An 18186-nucleotide genomic window follows, 5' to 3' on the forward strand; every position below is an offset into this window, starting at 1 on the left:
ATATGAAGTACTTATCTCGCACCCTTGGCCTATTGCTCTGCTCTATGCTGGTCTTCAAAGCCAGTGCAGCAGATTTCGACCAAGCTCAGCTTAAGCAGCGATTTGAAAAAATCGGAGTGACTATCCTTCACGTTGAGCAGTCTGAAATGCCAGGTGTCGTAGAAGTTACTACCGATCAAGGGACATTCTATTCTTCACTAAAAGGGGACTATTTTATCCCTGGGAAGCTGTATTCTTTAGATGATAAAGGTAATTTCAAGGATGTTGCAGCGCTACGCAATGGCCCTAAATTTGCCAAGCTATTTAGTGAACATAAAGATGATATGGTTATCTACAAAGCAAAAAATGAAAAGTATGTAGTGACTGTATTTACTGATATTTCATGTGGTTACTGTCATAAACTGCACAGTGAGATGCAACAATATAATGACCTAGGAATTACCATCCGTTATATGGCATTCCCGCGTGCTGGTGCCGCGAGTGATATTGGTCATCAAATGGCAAGCATTTGGTGTAGTGATGACCCTAAACAGGCGATGGACGATGTTAAGCTACGCGGTAAAGCGGCATCAGTGCCTGCCGATAAGCTCAAGCAGTGCCAACAAATCATTGTTGAACAACATAAGCTTGGTCGCGCGGTCGGTGTAACCGGAACGCCATCAGTATTTACACCAAACGGCATTAATGTGGGTGGTTATCTGCCGCCTAAAGCGTTGCTTGAGCGCCTTCAAGCAGAAGATAAGTCGTAATCTTGCCAAAAATTATAGCGCGGATGTATCCGCGCTGTTTCTTTTCCACTACGTATTGTTGCCATCATGATTGAAATTCAACGCCGTCCTGTTTGTGATATATCACACCTGCCTGATTCACTCTCTCCTTTAATGCGTCGTGTTTATTCCTCGAGAGGGGTGACGTCTGTACAGCAACTCGATAAAGGGGCAAAGGGGTTATTACCTCCTACTCGCCTATATGGCATTCAGCCTGCGGCTGATTTGCTCGTTGATGCTATTGAGCAGGGTGTGCGTATTATTGTGGTGGGGGACTTTGATGCTGATGGCGCAACCAGTTCCGCGCTGTCGGTTTTAGCTTTGCGTATGTTAGGCTCCAGCAATGTTGACTATCTAGTCCCCAATCGATTTGAAGACGGCTATGGGCTTAGTCCTGAGGTTGTACAACAAGCTATCGCAATGGGCGCAGAGCTTATTATGACGGTCGACAACGGTGTGTCTTCGATTGAAGGGGTTAAATACGCCAAGCAACATAATATTAAGGTGCTGGTTACTGACCACCACTTGCCAGGGCATGAGCTCCCCGATGCCGATGCGATGGTTAACCCTAATTTACATGAATGTGATTTTCCTTCTAAGGCATTAGCTGGGGTTGGGGTTGCCTTTTATCTAATGGCTGCGGTGCGAGCCAAGCTAAGGCAAAAAAATAGCTTTAGTGAGCGGGGTATACCAGAGCCAAACCTATCTGAGTTGCTCGATTTAGTCGCACTTGGCACGGTAGCCGATGTGGTGCCATTGGATGAGAATAATCGAATATTAGTACATCAAGGCCTACAACGAATACGCGCTGGAAAAGGGCGACCTGGCATCTTAGCCTTAATTGAGATAGCAAAGCGCAACCCGAGCCGCCTAGTGGCCTCTGACTTTGGTTTTGCTCTAGGACCACGTATTAATGCAGCTGGTCGCTTGGATGATATGTCATTTGGGGTCGAGTTATTAATGTGTTCCAACATTCATGCTGCGCGCCGTATGGCATCTGAACTTGATTCTCTTAATCAGACTCGAAAAGAGATAGAAGAGGGGATGAAACAAGAGGCAATGGCGCTGTGTGAACGGCTACAATTTAGTAGTACTCAGGATCTGCCTCATGGGCTAGCCATGTTTCAGCGAGACTGGCATCAGGGCGTAATTGGTATCCTAGCTTCACGCATCAAAGATAAGTTTCATCGTCCGGTTATTGCATTTGCTGACGGTGGTGATGGTGTGATTAAAGGCTCTTGCCGCTCGATTGTAGGCTTGCATATGCGTGATACGCTGGATCTGATTGATGTTCAAAACCCAGGCCTTATCTTGAAGTTTGGTGGACATGCAATGGCAGCGGGCTTATCCATTAAAGAAAAAGATTTTGAAATATTCTCTAAGCTATTTGACGACGCGGTTCGAGCGCAACTTGATGACCATGCCCTTAAAGGCATTATCTTATCGGATGGCGAGCTTACTCCTGAGCAGTTTAATATGCATACCGCACAAGAAATCCGTCAAGGCGGTCCTTGGGGGCAAGCATTTCCAGAGCCTATCTTTGATGGTGAGTTTAAGGTATTGCATCAGAAATTAGTTGGTGAAAAGCACCTTAAGCTGATGCTTGAACCCCTGCATCGCTCTCATCCCACTAATATTATGGTGGATGCCATTGCCTTTAACGTAGATCTTAGACGCTGGCCTGATGCGGCAACAACTAAGGTTCGCCTTGCATACCGCTTAGATATCAATGAGTTTCGTGGTAATCAAAGCATGCAATTAATGGTAGAGCATATCGAAGGTGCCTAATAAAATTCACTATATGGCAAGGATATAGTAAATATTCCTGTATCTTGGTCACATTTTTAAGTAAAATTCTGCGGTTATTTTCTATTCAAATTACTGGCAGAAGATGTTTGAAATCAATCCTATTAAAAACCGCCTACAGGACGTGTCTGAACGCACTAATGTCCTGAGGGGGTACCTTTGACTATGACGCTAAGAAAGAGCGTCTAGAAGAGGTAAATGCAGAGCTAGAACAACCCGATGTATGGAACGAACCTGAGCGTGCTCAAGCACTTGGTAAAGAACGTGCATCCCTTGAAGCGGTTGTAGAAACCATAGATCAACTTGACCAAGGCGGCGAAGACGTCGAAGGTTTACTTGAACTTGCGGTGGAAGAAGAAGACCAAGAAACCTTCGATGAGATTGAACCTGAATTAGCAGAACTAGAAGCGAAGCTAGAGAAGCTAGAGTTCCGTCGTATGTTTTCTGGTGACCATGATGGTTCTGATTGCTATATCGATTTGCAATCAGGCTCTGGTGGTACTGAGGCTCAAGACTGGACCTCTATGTTACTGCGTATGTACCTGCGTTGGGCTGAGTCGAAAGGCTTCAAAACTGAGGTTATCGAGGTATCAGAGGGCGAGGTTGCAGGATTGAAATCAGCAACGGTTCGTATTGCTGGTGAGTACGCCTACGGCTGGTTACGCACAGAAACGGGCGTACATCGCTTAGTTCGTAAATCACCATTTGATTCAGGCGGTCGTCGTCATACTTCTTTTGCTTCTGCATTCATATATCCAGAGATTGATGACAATATTCAGATAGATATCAACCCGTCTGATTTACGTATTGATGTATACCGTGCATCTGGTGCTGGTGGTCAGCACGTTAACACCACAGAATCAGCGGTACGTATTACTCACTTGCCAACGAATATTGTTGTACAGTGCCAGAACGATCGTTCTCAGCATAAGAACAAAGATCAAGCGATGAAGCAACTACGTGCTAAATTGTTTGAATATGAGTTGCAAAAACAGAATGCCGAGAAGCAAGCCAATGAAGATGCGAAATCGGATATAGGTTGGGGTAGTCAGATTCGTTCTTACGTTCTGGATGACTCACGTATCAAAGATTTGCGTACTGGTATTGAAAATCGCAACACCCAAGCCGTCCTAGATGGCGACCTAGACAAATTTATTGAAGCTAGCCTGAAATCAGGTTTGTAAGCTTTTCACCGACACTATATCGAAGCAGGATAGATCAAAATGACTGATGCTGTTCAAAATGACAACGCTCAAGAAGAAAATAAGCTAATTGCTGAACGCCGTGCGAAACTAGATGAAATTCGCAAAAACTGTAACGCAAATGGCCACCCGAATGACTTCCGTCGTGACGCACTTGCGGGCGACCTACAAAAGCAGTTCGGTGAAAAGAGCAAAGAAGAGCTAGAAGAGCTTAACCACATCGTCGCTATTGCGGGCCGTATTATGGCTAAACGTGGTCCCTTCCTTGTGATTCAAGAGACCTCTGGTCGTATTCAAGGCTATGCTGCGAAAAACGTTCAGAAAGACCTGAAAGCGAAATATCAAGGTCTAGATATCGGTGATATCGTAGGCATCAAAGGTGCGCTTCATAAATCTGGTAAAGGCGACCTATATGTGAATATGGAAGAATACGAGTTGCTAACTAAAGCACTTCGTCCGCTTCCAGAAAAATTCCACGGCTTGACTGACCAAGAGATGCGTTATCGTCAGCGCTACGTTGACCTTATTGTGAACGAAGATTCTCGTTCTGCATTTATTGTTCGCTCTAAGCTTGTATCTGCAATTCGCAGCTTCATGAGTGGCAAAGGCTACCTTGAAGTTGAAACACCTATGATGCACGTGATTCCTGGTGGTGCAACGGCGCGTCCGTTTATCACCCATCACAATGCGCTAGATATCGATATGTACCTGCGTGTTGCTCCAGAGCTGTATCTGAAGCGTTTGGTTGTGGGTGGCTTTGATCGCGTATTCGAGATCAACCGTAACTTCCGTAACGAAGGCTTGTCTCCGCGCCACAACCCAGAATTCACTATGATGGAGTTCTATCAAGCTTACTCTGATTATAAAGACCTAATGGATCTTACTGAAGAGATGCTAAGTACTGTAGCGGTGGAAGTATTGGGTTCTACTTCAATGCCATATGGTGATGAAACTGTTGAGTTTGGTGGCACTTACGCGCGCATGAGCATGTTTGAAGCGATCAAACAGTACAACCCTGACCACGCTGACATTCAAGCCCTAACTGAGGCTGATCTGCAAGACCGTGACAAGATGGTTGCTATCGCTAAATCAGTGCATGTTAACGTAGAAACGTTCTGGACATGTGGTCAATTGCTTGAAGAGATCTTTGGTGAAACCGCTGAGCCGCAACTGATTCAGCCTACCTTTATTACTGGCTACCCAGCAGATATCTCTCCATTGGCGCGTCGCAGCGATGACAACCCGTTCTTTACTGACCGCTTTGAGTTCTTTATTGGTGGCCGTGAAGTAGCAAATGGATTCTCTGAGCTAAATGATGCAGAAGATCAAGATGCTCGCTTTAAAGCACAGGTTGATGCGAAAGATGCCGGTGATGATGAAGCTATGTACTACGATGCTGATTACATTACAGCACTAGAACACGGCCTGCCGCCAACAGCAGGCCAAGGTATTGGTATTGACCGCTTGGCAATGCTGTTTACCAACACGCACACTATCCGTGACGTAATCCTATTCCCTGCAATGCGTCCACAGCAGTAATTGCAGTTTAGAATCAAAAACGGCACCTTAATTAGGGTGCCGTTTTTTTATGTATCGGATTCTACAGGCTCAACTTCTTGTTGTAGCTCAAGCAGGTTGATTGCTACCGACACAAAATCACTGTCAGTAATAATGCCGACCAAAATATGATTTGAAACCACGGGTAGACACCCAACTTTTCGTTTTTGCATTACCAGTGCGCTTTCTCGTAATCCTGCTCGTGGAGAGACAGTTAATACGTTTTTACGCATTGCGAGGTTGAGTGGTGTTTCTAGGGTGTAGGCGTCACTATTTGGGTTAACCTGCAAGCTCGAATCTTGAGCTGCCAAGATATCTCGCTGAGTAATTAACCCCAATAGCTTGTCATCGGTATCGACTACTGGAACATGCCGAATATCGTGCTCTGCCATTAATTTTCTAGCATCTGCTAAGGTATTGGAGCGCAGCAGAGTGTAGGGGGTTCGAGTCATAAGCTCGGCTATTGTTATCATAATAATCTCCTGTCAGTTCCATCTTTATTAACTATAGGTTTAGGTCTCGCTTTAAACTTTGATTTAACCCCAAAAAACGCCCAAAATTTTAACGTTTATTTTACTTTTTTGAGTGGTGCTTACTGATCGCTTTAGCAAGGAGTTGTGTAGAATGTCGAACTTTCCTTGATCTTGCCTGATGGCAATCTATACTAGCGCCCTGCAAAAAATTTAGCCTAGGATTGTAGACCCCATGCAAGTTTCTGATTTTCATTTTGAACTCCCTGATGAGTTGATCGCACGCTACCCTATGCAGGAGCGTACCGCGAGCCGTTTGCTTAAGTTAGATGGCAATAGTGGCCTTATTGAAGACAAGGGGTTTACCGATATCCTTGATTCCATCCAAGCTGGAGACCTGCTGGTATTTAATAATACTCGCGTGATTCCTGCGCGTGTATTTGGACGTAAGGCTAGTGGCGGTAAAATCGAGGTTCTAGTCGAGCGCATGCTAGATGAGCATTCTATTTTGGCCCATGTGCGCTCTTCAAAAGCACCGAAACCTGGAACTCAGATATTCTTAGGCGACGATGATCAATACCAAGCGGAGATGGTAGCTCGCCATGATGCACTGTTTGAGCTTAAATTCACCTCAGATAAAGCCGTGTTGAAGATCTTAGAAGAGGTAGGGCATATGCCATTGCCTCCTTACATTGATCGCCCTGACGAAGATTCAGACCAAGAGCGTTATCAAACGGTTTACAATGAGAAACCAGGAGCGGTTGCCGCCCCTACCGCTGGGCTGCATTTTGATGAAGCTATTTTAGCCAAGATCCAAGCTAAGGGCGCTAAGCTTGCATTCGTTACCCTACATGTAGGTGCGGGTACCTTTCAGCCTGTACGGGTCGACAACATCTTAGAGCATCACATGCACGCGGAGTATGTTGAGGTTACCCAAGAGGTTGTAGATACCATTCTTGAAACCAAGCACAAGGGTGGACGTGTGATTGCAGTTGGAACAACCTCGGTTCGTTCTTTAGAGAGTGCCGCTCAAGATGCAGTCAAAAATGGCACTGAACTAAAGGCCTTTTTTGGTGACACCGATATTTTTATTTACCCAGGCTATGAGTTTCAACTTATTGATGGCTTGTTAACTAATTTCCACCTTCCAGAGTCAACTCTGATTATGCTGGTAAGTGCGTTTGCAGGCTATGATCATGTTATGAATGCCTATTCCCATGCGGTTCAGAACAAGTATCGTTTCTTCAGTTATGGCGATGCTATGTTTGTGACTCGCAAAGGGTTATAAGCGAGAATTTAGAATTCAACCCCTAACTGGCGCAGTAGTTAGTTAGAGTAGGCGAGTGCTAGGTAATTCTAGAAAGTATTATAGATAGATACTTTTTGCATCTGAATGCAAACACTCTTATAAGGCGCTATATCTTACGAGATATGTCCTAAACTAACCGTCAGATTGTTTCTCTGGCATATTGGAGTCCTTCGTGAAATTTGAACTCAAGAAAACCGACGGCGTTGCTCGCCGAGGTCAGTTACAGTTCAACCGTGGTTCGGTTGAAACCCCTGCTTTCATGCCGGTAGGTACCTACGGCACAGTAAAAGGCATGACACCTGAAGAGGTGAAAGGCACTGGCGCTGAAATTCTACTTGGTAATACATTCCACCTTTGGCTTCGCCCTGGGCAAGAAGTGATGAAGATGCACGGCGATCTGCATGATTTTATGAATTGGCAGGGCCCAATTTTGACCGATTCAGGTGGCTTTCAGGTATTTAGTCTTGGAGATATCCGTAAGATCACAGAATCTGGCGTGCACTTTCGCAACCCAGTAAACGGTGACAAAATCTTTATGGACGCAGAAAAGTCGATGGAGATCCAACGTGACCTAGGCTCTGATGTGGTTATGATCTTCGATGAATGTACGCCTTACCCAGCGACGCACGATGAAGCTAAGAAGTCGATGGAGATGTCTTTACGTTGGGCGCAGCGTTCTCGTGACCATTTTGATGAGCTTGAGAACCCAAATGCACTGTTTGGTATTGTGCAAGGTGGGGTTTATGAAGACCTGCGTGATATCTCTGTTGAAGGCTTAACCAATATTGGTTTTGATGGCTATGCTGTTGGCGGCCTTGCGGTTGGTGAACCAAAAGAAGATATGCACCGAGTATTGGAGCATACTTGCCCACAACTACCAGCTGATAAGCCTCGCTATCTGATGGGTGTCGGTAAACCTGAAGACCTCGTTGAAGGTGTTCGTCGTGGTATCGATATGTTTGACTGTGTTATGCCGACGCGAAATGCACGCAATGGTCACCTATTTGTGACCGGTGGTGTGATCAAGATCCGAAACGCGAAACATAAAACCGACACTTCTCCACTAGATCCTGAGTGTGACTGTTACACTTGCCGCAACTATTCTAAATCGTACCTGAACCACCTCGATCGCTGTAACGAGATCTTGGGTGCTCGTTTGAATACCATCCATAACCTTCGTTATTATCAACGTTTAATGGAGAGTATTCGTCTAGCAATCGATGAGGATCGTTTCGAGACGTTTGTAGAAGAGTTCTATGCACGTAGAGACCGTGAAGTGCCACCTTTGATGAAAGGTGACGCGCAATAATCCATTTCAGGGCAAATTCAACAGTTTGTTGTATTTGCCCTGTTAGTATTTGGGCTATCCCCCTTGAAACTATAGGGAGAAAGCCTCATCTATTACGATAACTTTATTTATAATTTTTTTAAAAGGGGACTTTTTGTTATGAGTTTATTCATCTCTCAAGCTCATGCTGCAGCTGAAGGCGCATCACAAGGTGGTGGTTTTGAAATGCTGATCATGCTAGGTATGTTCGCGGTAATTTTCTATTTTATGATTTACCGTCCACAATCAAAACGCGTTAAAGAGCATAAAAACCTTATTGCTTCTATGTCTAAAGGTGATGAGATTCTAACCAGTGGTGGTATCGTTGGTAAAATTGCTTCAATCTCTGAAGAGAATGACTTTATTGCAATTGAGCTTAACCAGAATAACGAAGTTGTAATCAAGAAAGAATTCGTTACAGCAGTGCTACCTAAGGGTACACTGAAATCTCTATAAAACCAGCTTAAGGATCCTCGCTGTGTTAAACCGTTATCCGTTATGGAAGTATTTGATGGTACTTTTGGCCATCTTGGTCGCGGCCCTGTACGCACTTCCAAACCTGTACGGTGAAGATCCAGCCATTCAAATTACAGGGGCACGTGGTGCCTCTGTTGATATGGCAACCATGGATACTGTCACCCAAGCTCTTGAAAAAGAGAACCTATCACATAAATCTATCGCTTTAGAGAATGGCTCTATCTTGGTACGTTTTGGCGACACTGATACTCAGATTAGTGCTCGAGACGTTATCAGCGAAGCGGTAGGCCCTAATCTGATTGTTGCGCTGAACTTAGCCGCATCAACACCAAACTGGCTAGAAAGTATTGGCGCTGCGCCAATGAAACTTGGCCTGGATTTGCGTGGTGGTGTGCACTTCTTAATGGAAGTGGATATGGACGCAGCAATGCAAAAATTGATCGGTCAACAAGAAGAAGCCTTCCGCAGTGAACTGCGTGAAGAGCGTATTCGTTACCGCTCTATTCGCGCCAATAAAGACTCTGTTGAGGTTATCTTACGTGATGCCGCTCAGCTTGACCAAGCAAAGCAATTGCTTAGATCTAAGCATGCCGACACTGTATTTACGGATTCAGATGCCAATGGTCGCTTTACGCTAACTGCCAAATTTAATGAAGCCCGTCTAACTGAGGTTCGTAATTATGCCGTAGAGCAGAATATTACAATCCTTCGTAACCGTGTGAATGAATTAGGTGTTGCAGAGCCGCTTGTTCAACGTCAAGGTGCAAGCCGTATTGTGGTTGAGCTTCCCGGTGTTCAAGATACTGCTCGCGCTAAAGAGATTCTTGGTGCAACGGCTACCCTTGAGTTCCGAGAAGTGGACATGCAGGCTGATATAGCTGCGGCTGCAAGTGGTCGTGTTCCTGCCGGAAGTGAAGTTAAAACAGACCGTAATGGACGTCCTGTTGTACTTAAAAAACGCGTTATTCTTGGCGGTTCTAGCATCACGGATGCAAGTTCAAGTGCCGATGAGTACGGTCGTCCACAGGTTAACATCTCGCTAGATAGCGAAGGTGGAAGCAAGATGGGAGCCTTCTCTAGAAAGAATATTGGTAAGCTAATGGCGACTGTTTTTGCTGAGTACAAAGACAGTGGTAAGCGTACGCCGGAAGGTAAAGTCATCCTAAGTAAGCACGAAGAAGTGATCAACCAAGCGACGATTCAGTCTGCTCTTGGTCGTAGCTTCCGTATTACAGGTATTGACTCATCAGCTGAAGCACACAACCTAGCACTATTATTGCGAGCCGGTGCTCTTATCGCTCCTATCTCTATCGTAGAAGAGCGCACCATAGGTCCATCTATGGGGCAACAAAACATCGATAAAGGTATTCAAGCGTGTGTTTGGGGCCTAGTTGCGGTAATGCTATTTACACTGTTTTATTACCGTAAGTTTGGTTTCATTGCCAACATGGCTCTAATGGCTAACCTAGTGTTGATCATAGGCGTTATGTCTATGATTCCTGGGGCCACTATGACCCTACCAGGCATTGCCGGTATTGTATTGACAGTCGGTATGGCGGTGGATGCTAACGTATTGATATTTGAGCGTATCCGTGAAGAGCTGCGTGATGGACGTAATCCTCAGCAAGCGATTCACCAAGGTTATGCGAATGCATTCAGTACCATTGCCGATGCCAACATCACCACCCTATTAACCGCCATTATCCTATTTGCGGTTGGTACTGGTGCGATTAAAGGCTTTGCGGTAACTCTGTCTATCGGTATCTTGACCTCAATGTTCACTGCCATTATTGGTACACGTTGTGTGGTTAATCTGCTGTATGGCGGTAAACGCATCTCTAAACTGTCGATCTAATTGAAGGTATTAGCATGTTTCAACTAATGAGAGCTGACAAAGCGATCGACTTTATGCGCTGGTCGAAAGGCGCGGTTGTGTTGTCAGTATTAATGATTGTTGCGTCAATCTTCACCCTATCAACTAATTGGTTGAACTGGGGTCTAGATTTTACCGGCGGTACTCTGATTGAGGTTGGGTTTGAAAATCCAGCTAATCTAGAAGAGATCCGTGGTGCACTTGACCAAAAAGGGTTTGGTGACGCAACAGTACAAAACTTCGGTTCTGCTCGCGAAGTAATGGTACGTCTACGTCCTAGAGATAACCTGCAGGGTGAACAACTTGGCAGCCAGATTATCGAAGCTTTAGAACAAGGCACTGGTGAAAGCGTAGAAATGCGTCGTGTTGAGTTTGTTGGACCGAATGTCGGAGATGAACTAGCAGAAGCGGGCGGCCTTGCGATTATCGTATCGCTTATCTGTATCTTGCTCTATGTATCGGTACGCTTTGAATGGCGTCTAGCTGCTGGGGCGGTATTGGCCTTGGCGCACGATGTTATTATTACCCTAGGTATTTTCTCAATACTACAGATTGAGGTGGATCTAACCATAGTTGCAGCCTTGCTGACAGTGGTGGGTTACTCACTCAACGATACCATAGTAGTATTCGACCGGATTCGTGAGAACTTCCGTAAGATCCGTAAAGGCGGTTCGGTTGAGATTATCAATGGTGCTATTACTCAAACCCTAAGCCGTACCTTGATTACCTCTGGTACAACATTGTTTGTGGTAATAGCTCTGTTTACTAAGGGTGGTGCAAACATCCATGGCTTTGCTTTAGCATTATTGCTTGGTATTACTGTTGGTACTTACTCCTCTATCTATGTTGCATCAAACCTAGCTCTGAAACTTGGTGTTTCTCGTGAGCACTTGATGCCACCAAAAGTTGAGAAGGAAGGCGCAGAATTTGATGAAATGCCTTAAGGGCAAACGTTGAATCAAGTAGTCTAATAAAACGGTCGACATGGTGTCGGCCGTTTTTTTATTGGAAGGATGATATTGTGCCTACAATTACCCAAAATAGTGCAGTGACACTGCACTTTGCAATTAAGCTAGAAGATGGTTCAGTCGCAGATAGTACCTATCAAATGGGGAAGCCTGCCAAACTTATTATTGGTGATGGTAGCCTGAGTGATAACTTTGAAACCCACTTAATTGGTATGAGTAAGGGACAGAAACGTTCTATTTCTTTAGCCGCGTCAGATGCATTTGGTCTGTCAAATCCAGATAATATTCATTATATGGAGCGCGCCAAGTTTGTCGGAGATACTCAGGTAGAGGTTGGAACTGTGATGGCGTTTAGTGGCCCAGACGGCGTTGAGATCCCAGGGATAATTACTGAGATTGCAGGGGATTCTGTGACCGTTGATTTCAATCACCCTTTAGCTGGGCGTGATGTTGTGTTTGAGGTTGAAATTGTTGGGGTCGAATAGCAAATACTTGAGTTAAACACTCAGTTACCGCTAGAATGTGAGCAGTTTTGCATTTGGGTAATAATAAAATGACCATGGAAATTCTTCTAGCCAACCCAAGAGGCTTTTGTGCTGGGGTGGATCGCGCTATCAGTATCGTTGAACGTGCCTTAGAGATGTATCAGCCACCTATTTATGTTAGACATGAAGTGGTGCACAACCGCTTCGTGGTTGAAGGCCTTAAGCGTCGTGGTGCGGTATTTGTTGAAGAGTTATCTGAAGTGCCAGATGACAATATTGTTATATTTTCCGCTCATGGTGTTTCTCAGGCGGTGCGCAATGAGGCAAAAAAACGAGACCTTACCGTGTTTGATGCCACATGCCCTCTTGTAACTAAAGTGCACATGGAGGTAGCGCGTGCGAGTCGCAAGCATATCGAAGTGGTACTTATTGGTCATGCGGGACACCCAGAGGTGGAAGGAACTATGGGGCAATACGCCAGCGATGATGGTGGTATGTACCTAGTTGAAACCCCGAATGATGTTGACCAGTTAGCGGTTAAAGACCCATCTAATTTACATTATGTCAGCCAAACTACGCTCTCCGTTGATGAAACTGCAGGTGTAATAGATAAGTTGCGTGAGGTGTTTCCTGATATCCAAGGGCCGCGCAAAGATGACATCTGCTATGCCACACAGAATCGTCAAGATGCAGTGCGTACCTTAGCCAGTCAGGTAGAGGTTATGGTAGTGGTAGGTTCGAAGAACTCCTCCAACTCTACTCGTCTCAAAGAGTTAGCTGAAAAGCTTGGCACGCCTGCCTATCTAACGGATTGCCCAGAAGATATTGATGCAAACTGGTTGAAAGGGTGCAAAAAAATTGGCATGACCGCAGGTGCTTCAGCGCCAGAAGAATTAGTAAACACTATTTTAGACAGAGTTAAAGAGCTGACTGATGGTGCGACTGTTAATGAAATCTTAGGTCGAGAAGAGAATATGTTCTTCGAAGTGCCAAGAGAGTTACAGATCAAACAAGTGTAAATAGCTTAGTAAAACTAAGTGGTGGTTTACCTACAATCAATAAAAAGGCTTCCCTCGGGAAGCCTTTTTTCTCAATAGTTAATAGCGGCTAAGCGATATCAGTTGCTGGCTTAGTCTGTTGTTTGTCCCCAGGGAGTTCGCGTTCCCCTTTGCCCGCTGACTTCTTTATAACGCTTGCAGTGATAAGTAACATAGTGATGATACCTATGATGGTCGATACCTGCATATCCAAACCAAAGCCAAGGCTTGCGTTATTTAAGATGAAGGTGATACATACCGTAGTCATAAACATTGCTGGTACGGTTGTGATCCAGTGGAATTTATTGTGACGTAGCAGATAAGCCGATGCGGTCCACAACATCATTACCGCGGTTGTTTGGTTTGCAAATCCGAAGTAGCGCCAGATAATACCGAAGTCTACTTGAGTTAGGATGCCACCGAGAATAAACAGTGGAGCGGCCATCATTAGACGATTACGTATTGATTTCTGGTCTAGGTTGAAATATTCAGCCAAGATCAAACGGCTTGAGCGGAATGCTGTGTCACCAGAGGTGATAGGTAGAATCACAACACCTAGGAAGGCAATGATACCACCAGTTACACCTAGCAGGCCAAATGAAGAGTCATACACAACCTTACCCGGACCACCGTTTGCGATAACATCAGATAACGCATCAACAGAGCCGAAGAACGAAAGCGCTAGAGCACACCAGATAAGAGCGATAATACCTTCACCTATCATAGCGCCGTAGAATACAAAGCGGCCATTGTTCTCATTTTCTATGCAGCGCGCCATGAGTGGTGACTGAGTTGCGTGGAAGCCTGATATAGCGCCACATGCAATGGTGATAAATAGTGCCGGCCAAAGTGGAAGGTCGTTCGGGTTCATGTTGCTGAACATATCGCTGACCTCAAAGTTGCCCATAACGCTGTGAGAGTCAGAGATAGCAACCGCTGAGATTAGACCTACGGACATAAAAATCAGTAGCGCACCAAACAGTGGGTAGAAACGGCCAATGATTTTATCAACCGGTACGATAGTGGCAATGATGTAGTAGGCGAAGATAATGCCAACCATAGTGGTCATAGTCACCGTGAAATCAGTCTGGTCATTGATGAGATTGGTAATCATGCCGGCAGGAGCTGAAACAAACACCACACCAACCAGTAGCAATAGAACAATGGCAAAGATATTCATAAAGTGTTTTGCGCCATTGCCTAAGTAGCGCCCAGCAAGGGTGGGAACCGAAGCGCCGCCATTACGTACTGAAAGCATACCAGAGAAGTAATCGTGAACAGCACCAGCGAATACACAGCCTAGAACAATCCACAACATAGCAGCAGGGCCGTAAAGTGCCCCCATGATTGGGCCAAAGATTGGGCCAACGCCAGCAATATTTAGCAACTGAACCAGATACACTTTTTTGGTCGACATAGGTACATAGTCGACACCATCTTGTTTAGTATGAGCCGGCGTTTTACGTTTTTCGTTGATCCCGAAAATCTTTTCTACGATAGCGCCGTAGATGAAGTAACCGGCTATAAGTGCCGCAACACAAGTTAAAAACCACAACATAATTATATTCTCTTAGTGTTTGGATTTAATTAGCAAATTTATTCATTACATAATATGAAGCCTTGGCAATGAATACCTTCCCTATCGGGGTCAGCGGTCGGATACTATACTAAGCGGTCGAGATGTTGATTTGAGTGGTTTTTTAAGGCGTTTGTACCGCACTTGTACTAGGTGTAATTATGTTAAGCTAATCAAAATTATTGCAATGGAGTGCTCATGAAGTCGCTAAATCTAGGGATATTGGTAATAAGTGCCGCAATGCTAATCGGGTGTGCCAGTAGTGAGACTGACCTCATTGCGAAGGGAGACTGGAATGCTATCGGTTATCGAGATGGTGTTAAAGGTAGTCTGCCGAGAACCTACTCTCGATTAAAAGAGCTAGGAGAGGCCAATATCGGAGCTTATGAGCAAGGCTATAGCAGAGGAGTTGCTGAGTATTGTAATCCTAACTTCGCCTATCAGATGGGGCTTACCGGTCACTACTATGAAGGTGCGTGTGAAGGTAGGGAAGATGCGCAAAAATTTCGTATGGAATGGCAGCGCGGCTGGAACGAGCGTAACTAATTCAAAATAACAAAGGCCAGTAGTAATAGTACTACTGGCCTTTTAATTGCTATTGATTAATTTAGCTCAATGTAAATTCGCTTCGATTAGAAGGTGTTAAAGCCAAAGTATTCAACTTGGATACTGTTTGCATTACCCCAAGTTAGGGTAGGTGCACCAACATCTGATTTACTGTTAGCGTGGCATTGTGCGCTATTGCCACATAGTTTAGTTAGGTCTTGGTTATAACCCATGATGAACTGAATGTAGTACGGGATGTTGTTTGGTTTTAGCATGGTCTCATTTACAGGATCGTGAGCATAACCCCAAGTGTGACTAAATTCGTGCGCTACTAGTGGCACCTGACCAAATCCAGCGTGCAGTAGTGAGTCTTCTTCAACCGTCATTACCACTTTCTGAGAAGAGCCTTTAGCCGCTGCCATACCATAGTCAAAGCCAGTCTTACTGCCAGAAAGCACAACTTTCAGTTTGTGGGCTTCGGTGGTGACTAGGGAATCCGCTTTTAACTGCGCAAAGCTATTTGGCATCGGTGTATTAAATGGACCTGGCTTACCTTGAGTTGCTTTATCCAGCATTGCAACGTTGTTGCCATTATCGAACTGCTGTGCAAATTCAGGGGTGTTATATAGGAACATAACCTGACCAAATATACGCTTGAAGCGTGCTTCTAGCTGTGGTGTCCAGTTGTCTTGTACATAGCCTGGTGTTGCATTGGTTGCTGGAGATACAAATTCAAACTCTGCAGGGTTAGTACCGTGGAAGATAAGGTCATTATTGTTTTTGGCTAGCATTGCTTTGAGGTTTGCCGCAACCTTAGCATCTTTACTAGCTTTCTCTAGTACTAGCTTTATGTCTTGGTCATCAAGATAAAATTTAGCTTTTAGTTGAGATTTAAGGTCGCCAGTTGAAGCGGTTACATCAGAAGCTTTTGGCATTGGAGGAATAGCTGCAATAGAGGCGTTAAGGTCGCCAGCATAGTAGCCTTGCTTATCTTTACCATCGCCAGCTAACATTTGACGGATAGTTTCTGCAGTACCAGTATTGTCTACAATTGGTGTATCAAGGTGTACTACGATGTAATGTAATTGAGTTTCTAGTTCATTCCAATCATATACACTTGAATCTAGAACCTTAGTCGTTGGGAAGTCTGCTCCAAGGTTGTATACGTGATTAGGCTTAGAACTAGAGATCTCTTGCATGAAGCCTTTAACCGCAGTTAATGTTTCATCGAAATCAGGCCACCCCATAGCGTGCTGGATAGCTGATAGGTCCGCTTGTAGCGCATAAGGAATTTGTTGAGCTGCAACACCAGGGAATGCAGTTCTAATTTTAGGGCCTTGCTGTTTTCTTGCAGCATCAAGAATGTCTTGAGTCGCTTGTTTATCTTTCGCATAAGTGGTTGCTAATGAAGCATCTAGACCAGCAATTAGCATCAACTGCTCTTTACGAACTTGCTCTTCTTTAGTTAGCTTTATGTTTGCTAACTCACCATCTTCTGGTGCTTTTACTGCAACAGGAGCGTTATCGCTATGATGTGAATCGTGACAACCGCCAAGTGCAACTACACTTGAAATTAGGGCAGCTAAAGCCAGTTTTGATGTATTAAATTGCATAGAACCTCTTCATTTACGAATCGATAAGGCACTGACTTTGAATATTGAGTTAAGGGTCTAAAAAAACCGTTAACTTCAATATGAAAAGTCAATTGCCTTTGATACTTATTTGTTGCTTAAATTATATTTTTGTGACTCAATTCAAGCAATAGGCAAATATGAGAAGTTATTTATCTACGCGAATTTACATAAAACCAACCTATCCTGACATTGAGCGAACAATGTCAGGTGTTTAATGATGTATTTTAAATGATTGTTTTAGGGTTTATTGGCGTATAAAGCCGTTTTGATGCTCTAAAAGAGCTGTGGCTTGTGCTTTGCCAGATCCTGTTAACTGCATCATGATAGCCAGTTTTACCTTCATATCTGCCTGCCTTAGCCTTTTTTCTGCTTGTTCTCTATCACACTCTGTCGCCTGCATGACGATCCGAATGGCGCGTGCCACCAATTTCTCATTGCTTGGTTTTACATCTACCATTAGGTTTTGGTAGGCCTTACCTGTTTTCACCATACTTGCAGTAGAAAGCATATTTAAAACCAATTTCTGAGCGGTACCCGCCTTGAGGCGAGTTGAGCCAGTGAGTACTTCTGGGCCTACGATAGGCGAGATAGCTATCGTCGCCCTGTTGGCAATGGGAGAGTCAGGGTTACATGAAAGCGAGACGCTGGTTGCACCTATATTATTAGCATATTCTAATGCGCCAATAACGTATGGAGTTCGGCCACTTGCAGCGATGCCGACCACAACATCGACAGCTGCCAACCCAATAGATGCTAAGTCTTTCTCAGCCAATACTAGGCTATCTTCAGCGCCTTCTTGAGCCTCAAACATGGCTGCTTTTCCGCCAGCTATCATGCCAATAACTTGGTTTTTATCGACGCTAAAGGTTGGAGGACACTCTGATGCGTCAAGTACTCCAAGGCGGCCACTGGTTCCGGCACCAATATATATCAGCCTGCCACCTTGTTTAAATGCCATCGCAATTGCATCTACTGCGTTGGCTATTTGGGGTAACGCCTTTTCAATAGCAAGAGGCACCTCTTTATCGGCTTGGTTCATCTTCTCAACTATCTCAAGACTAGAAAGCGTATCGAGATCCATTGTATTTGGATTGCGATCTTCGGAAACAAGTTTTGCTAGCGCGTCGATTAAGTGATTGGACATGAAGACTC

The 18186-nt window shown here is 44.7% G+C and carries 16 protein-coding genes; 12 read left to right on the top strand and 4 right to left on the bottom strand.

The features are described from left to right. Positions 1 to 2 precede the first annotated feature (2 nt). The 4 genes from OCU28_RS01910 (at position 3) to lysS (ending at position 5314) form a co-directional block, all read left to right on the top strand. On the top strand, positions 3 to 749 hold the full coding sequence (locus OCU28_RS01910; protein WP_261816686.1) for a thioredoxin fold domain-containing protein: 747 nt from the start codon (positions 3 to 5) through the stop codon (positions 747 to 749). Positions 750 to 815: 66 nt separating this feature from the next. Next, complete coding sequence (gene recJ, locus OCU28_RS01915; RefSeq protein ID WP_261816687.1) at positions 816 to 2555, top strand: single-stranded-DNA-specific exonuclease RecJ; 1740 nt, start codon at positions 816 to 818, stop codon at positions 2553 to 2555. 103 nt (positions 2556 to 2658) lie between these two features. Beyond that, a protein-coding gene (gene prfB, locus OCU28_RS01920; protein ID WP_261816688.1) for a peptide chain release factor 2 occupies positions 2659 to 3757 on the top strand; the annotation gives its coding sequence in 2 pieces (ribosomal slippage) (positions 2659 to 2733 and positions 2735 to 3757; 1098 coding nt in all). 39 nt (positions 3758 to 3796) lie between these two features. After that, positions 3797 to 5314 (top strand): lysine--tRNA ligase, encoded by a 1518-nt coding sequence (gene lysS / locus OCU28_RS01925; RefSeq protein ID WP_261816689.1) that lies wholly within the window; start codon positions 3797 to 3799, stop codon positions 5312 to 5314. 47 nt (positions 5315 to 5361) lie between these two features. On the opposite strand, the gene OCU28_RS01930 is transcribed toward lysS, so the two are convergent. Beyond that, positions 5362 to 5805 (bottom strand): CBS domain-containing protein, encoded by a 444-nt coding sequence (locus tag OCU28_RS01930; protein ID WP_261816690.1) that lies wholly within the window; start codon positions 5803 to 5805, stop codon positions 5362 to 5364. 232 nt (positions 5806 to 6037) lie between these two features. Here OCU28_RS01930 and queA point away from each other — a divergent pair, with 232 nt between their 5' ends. The 7 genes from queA to ispH all read left to right on the top strand — a co-directional run bounded on the left by queA (position 6038) and on the right by ispH (position 13260). Then, positions 6038 to 7090, top strand: a complete 1053-nt coding sequence (gene queA, locus OCU28_RS01935) for a tRNA preQ1(34) S-adenosylmethionine ribosyltransferase-isomerase QueA (RefSeq protein ID WP_261816691.1) — start codon at positions 6038 to 6040, stop codon at positions 7088 to 7090. Positions 7091 to 7283: 193 nt separating this feature from the next. Then, on the top strand, positions 7284 to 8420 hold the full coding sequence (tgt, locus tag OCU28_RS01940) for a tRNA guanosine(34) transglycosylase Tgt (RefSeq protein WP_261816692.1): 1137 nt from the start codon (positions 7284 to 7286) through the stop codon (positions 8418 to 8420). Between the two features lie 138 nt (positions 8421 to 8558). Beyond that, positions 8559 to 8894 carry a preprotein translocase subunit YajC gene (gene yajC / locus OCU28_RS01945; protein ID WP_261816693.1) on the top strand — a complete coding sequence of 112 codons (336 nt, stop codon included), beginning with the start codon at positions 8559 to 8561 and terminating at the stop codon, positions 8892 to 8894. Between the two features lie 22 nt (positions 8895 to 8916). After that, positions 8917 to 10770: a protein translocase subunit SecD gene (gene secD / locus OCU28_RS01950; RefSeq protein WP_261816694.1), complete on the top strand. Its 1854-nt coding sequence runs from the start codon at positions 8917 to 8919 to the stop codon at positions 10768 to 10770. Positions 10771 to 10784: 14 nt separating this feature from the next. After that, entirely contained in the window at positions 10785 to 11732 is a 948-nt protein-coding gene (gene secF / locus OCU28_RS01955; RefSeq protein ID WP_261816695.1) for a protein translocase subunit SecF, read from the top strand. Positions 11733 to 11809: 77 nt separating this feature from the next. Beyond that, positions 11810 to 12241, top strand: a complete 432-nt coding sequence (fkpB, locus tag OCU28_RS01960; RefSeq protein WP_261816696.1) for an FKBP-type peptidyl-prolyl cis-trans isomerase — start codon at positions 11810 to 11812, stop codon at positions 12239 to 12241. A gap of 74 nt (positions 12242 to 12315) precedes the next feature. Further along, positions 12316 to 13260, top strand: a complete 945-nt coding sequence (ispH, locus tag OCU28_RS01965; RefSeq protein ID WP_261817412.1) for a 4-hydroxy-3-methylbut-2-enyl diphosphate reductase — start codon at positions 12316 to 12318, stop codon at positions 13258 to 13260. Positions 13261 to 13348: 88 nt separating this feature from the next. On the opposite strand, the gene OCU28_RS01970 is transcribed toward ispH, so the two are convergent. Further along, positions 13349 to 14836 (bottom strand): carbon starvation CstA family protein, encoded by a 1488-nt coding sequence (locus OCU28_RS01970; protein ID WP_261816697.1) that lies wholly within the window; start codon positions 14834 to 14836, stop codon positions 13349 to 13351. Between the two features lie 216 nt (positions 14837 to 15052). On the opposite strand from OCU28_RS01970, the gene OCU28_RS01975 reads away from it, so the two are divergent. Further along, complete coding sequence (locus tag OCU28_RS01975; RefSeq protein ID WP_261816698.1) at positions 15053 to 15400, top strand: DUF2799 domain-containing protein; 348 nt, start codon at positions 15053 to 15055, stop codon at positions 15398 to 15400. 86 nt (positions 15401 to 15486) lie between these two features. On the opposite strand, the gene OCU28_RS01980 is transcribed toward OCU28_RS01975, so the two are convergent. Together OCU28_RS01980 and murQ are read right to left on the bottom strand one after the other, a co-directional pair. Continuing rightward, the gene (locus OCU28_RS01980) at positions 15487 to 17013 is read right to left on the bottom strand and encodes a hypothetical protein (RefSeq protein ID WP_261816699.1); all 1527 of its coding nucleotides are present in this window, start codon (positions 17011 to 17013) and stop codon (positions 15487 to 15489) included. A gap of 265 nt (positions 17014 to 17278) precedes the next feature. Beyond that, the gene (gene murQ, locus OCU28_RS01985; protein WP_261816700.1) at positions 17279 to 18178 is read right to left on the bottom strand and encodes an N-acetylmuramic acid 6-phosphate etherase; all 900 of its coding nucleotides are present in this window, start codon (positions 18176 to 18178) and stop codon (positions 17279 to 17281) included. Positions 18179 to 18186 lie beyond the last annotated feature (8 nt).

It is taken from the genome of Vibrio gallicus, assembly GCF_024346875.1.
In the GTDB taxonomy this organism is placed as follows: domain Bacteria; phylum Pseudomonadota; class Gammaproteobacteria; order Enterobacterales; family Vibrionaceae; genus Vibrio; species Vibrio gallicus.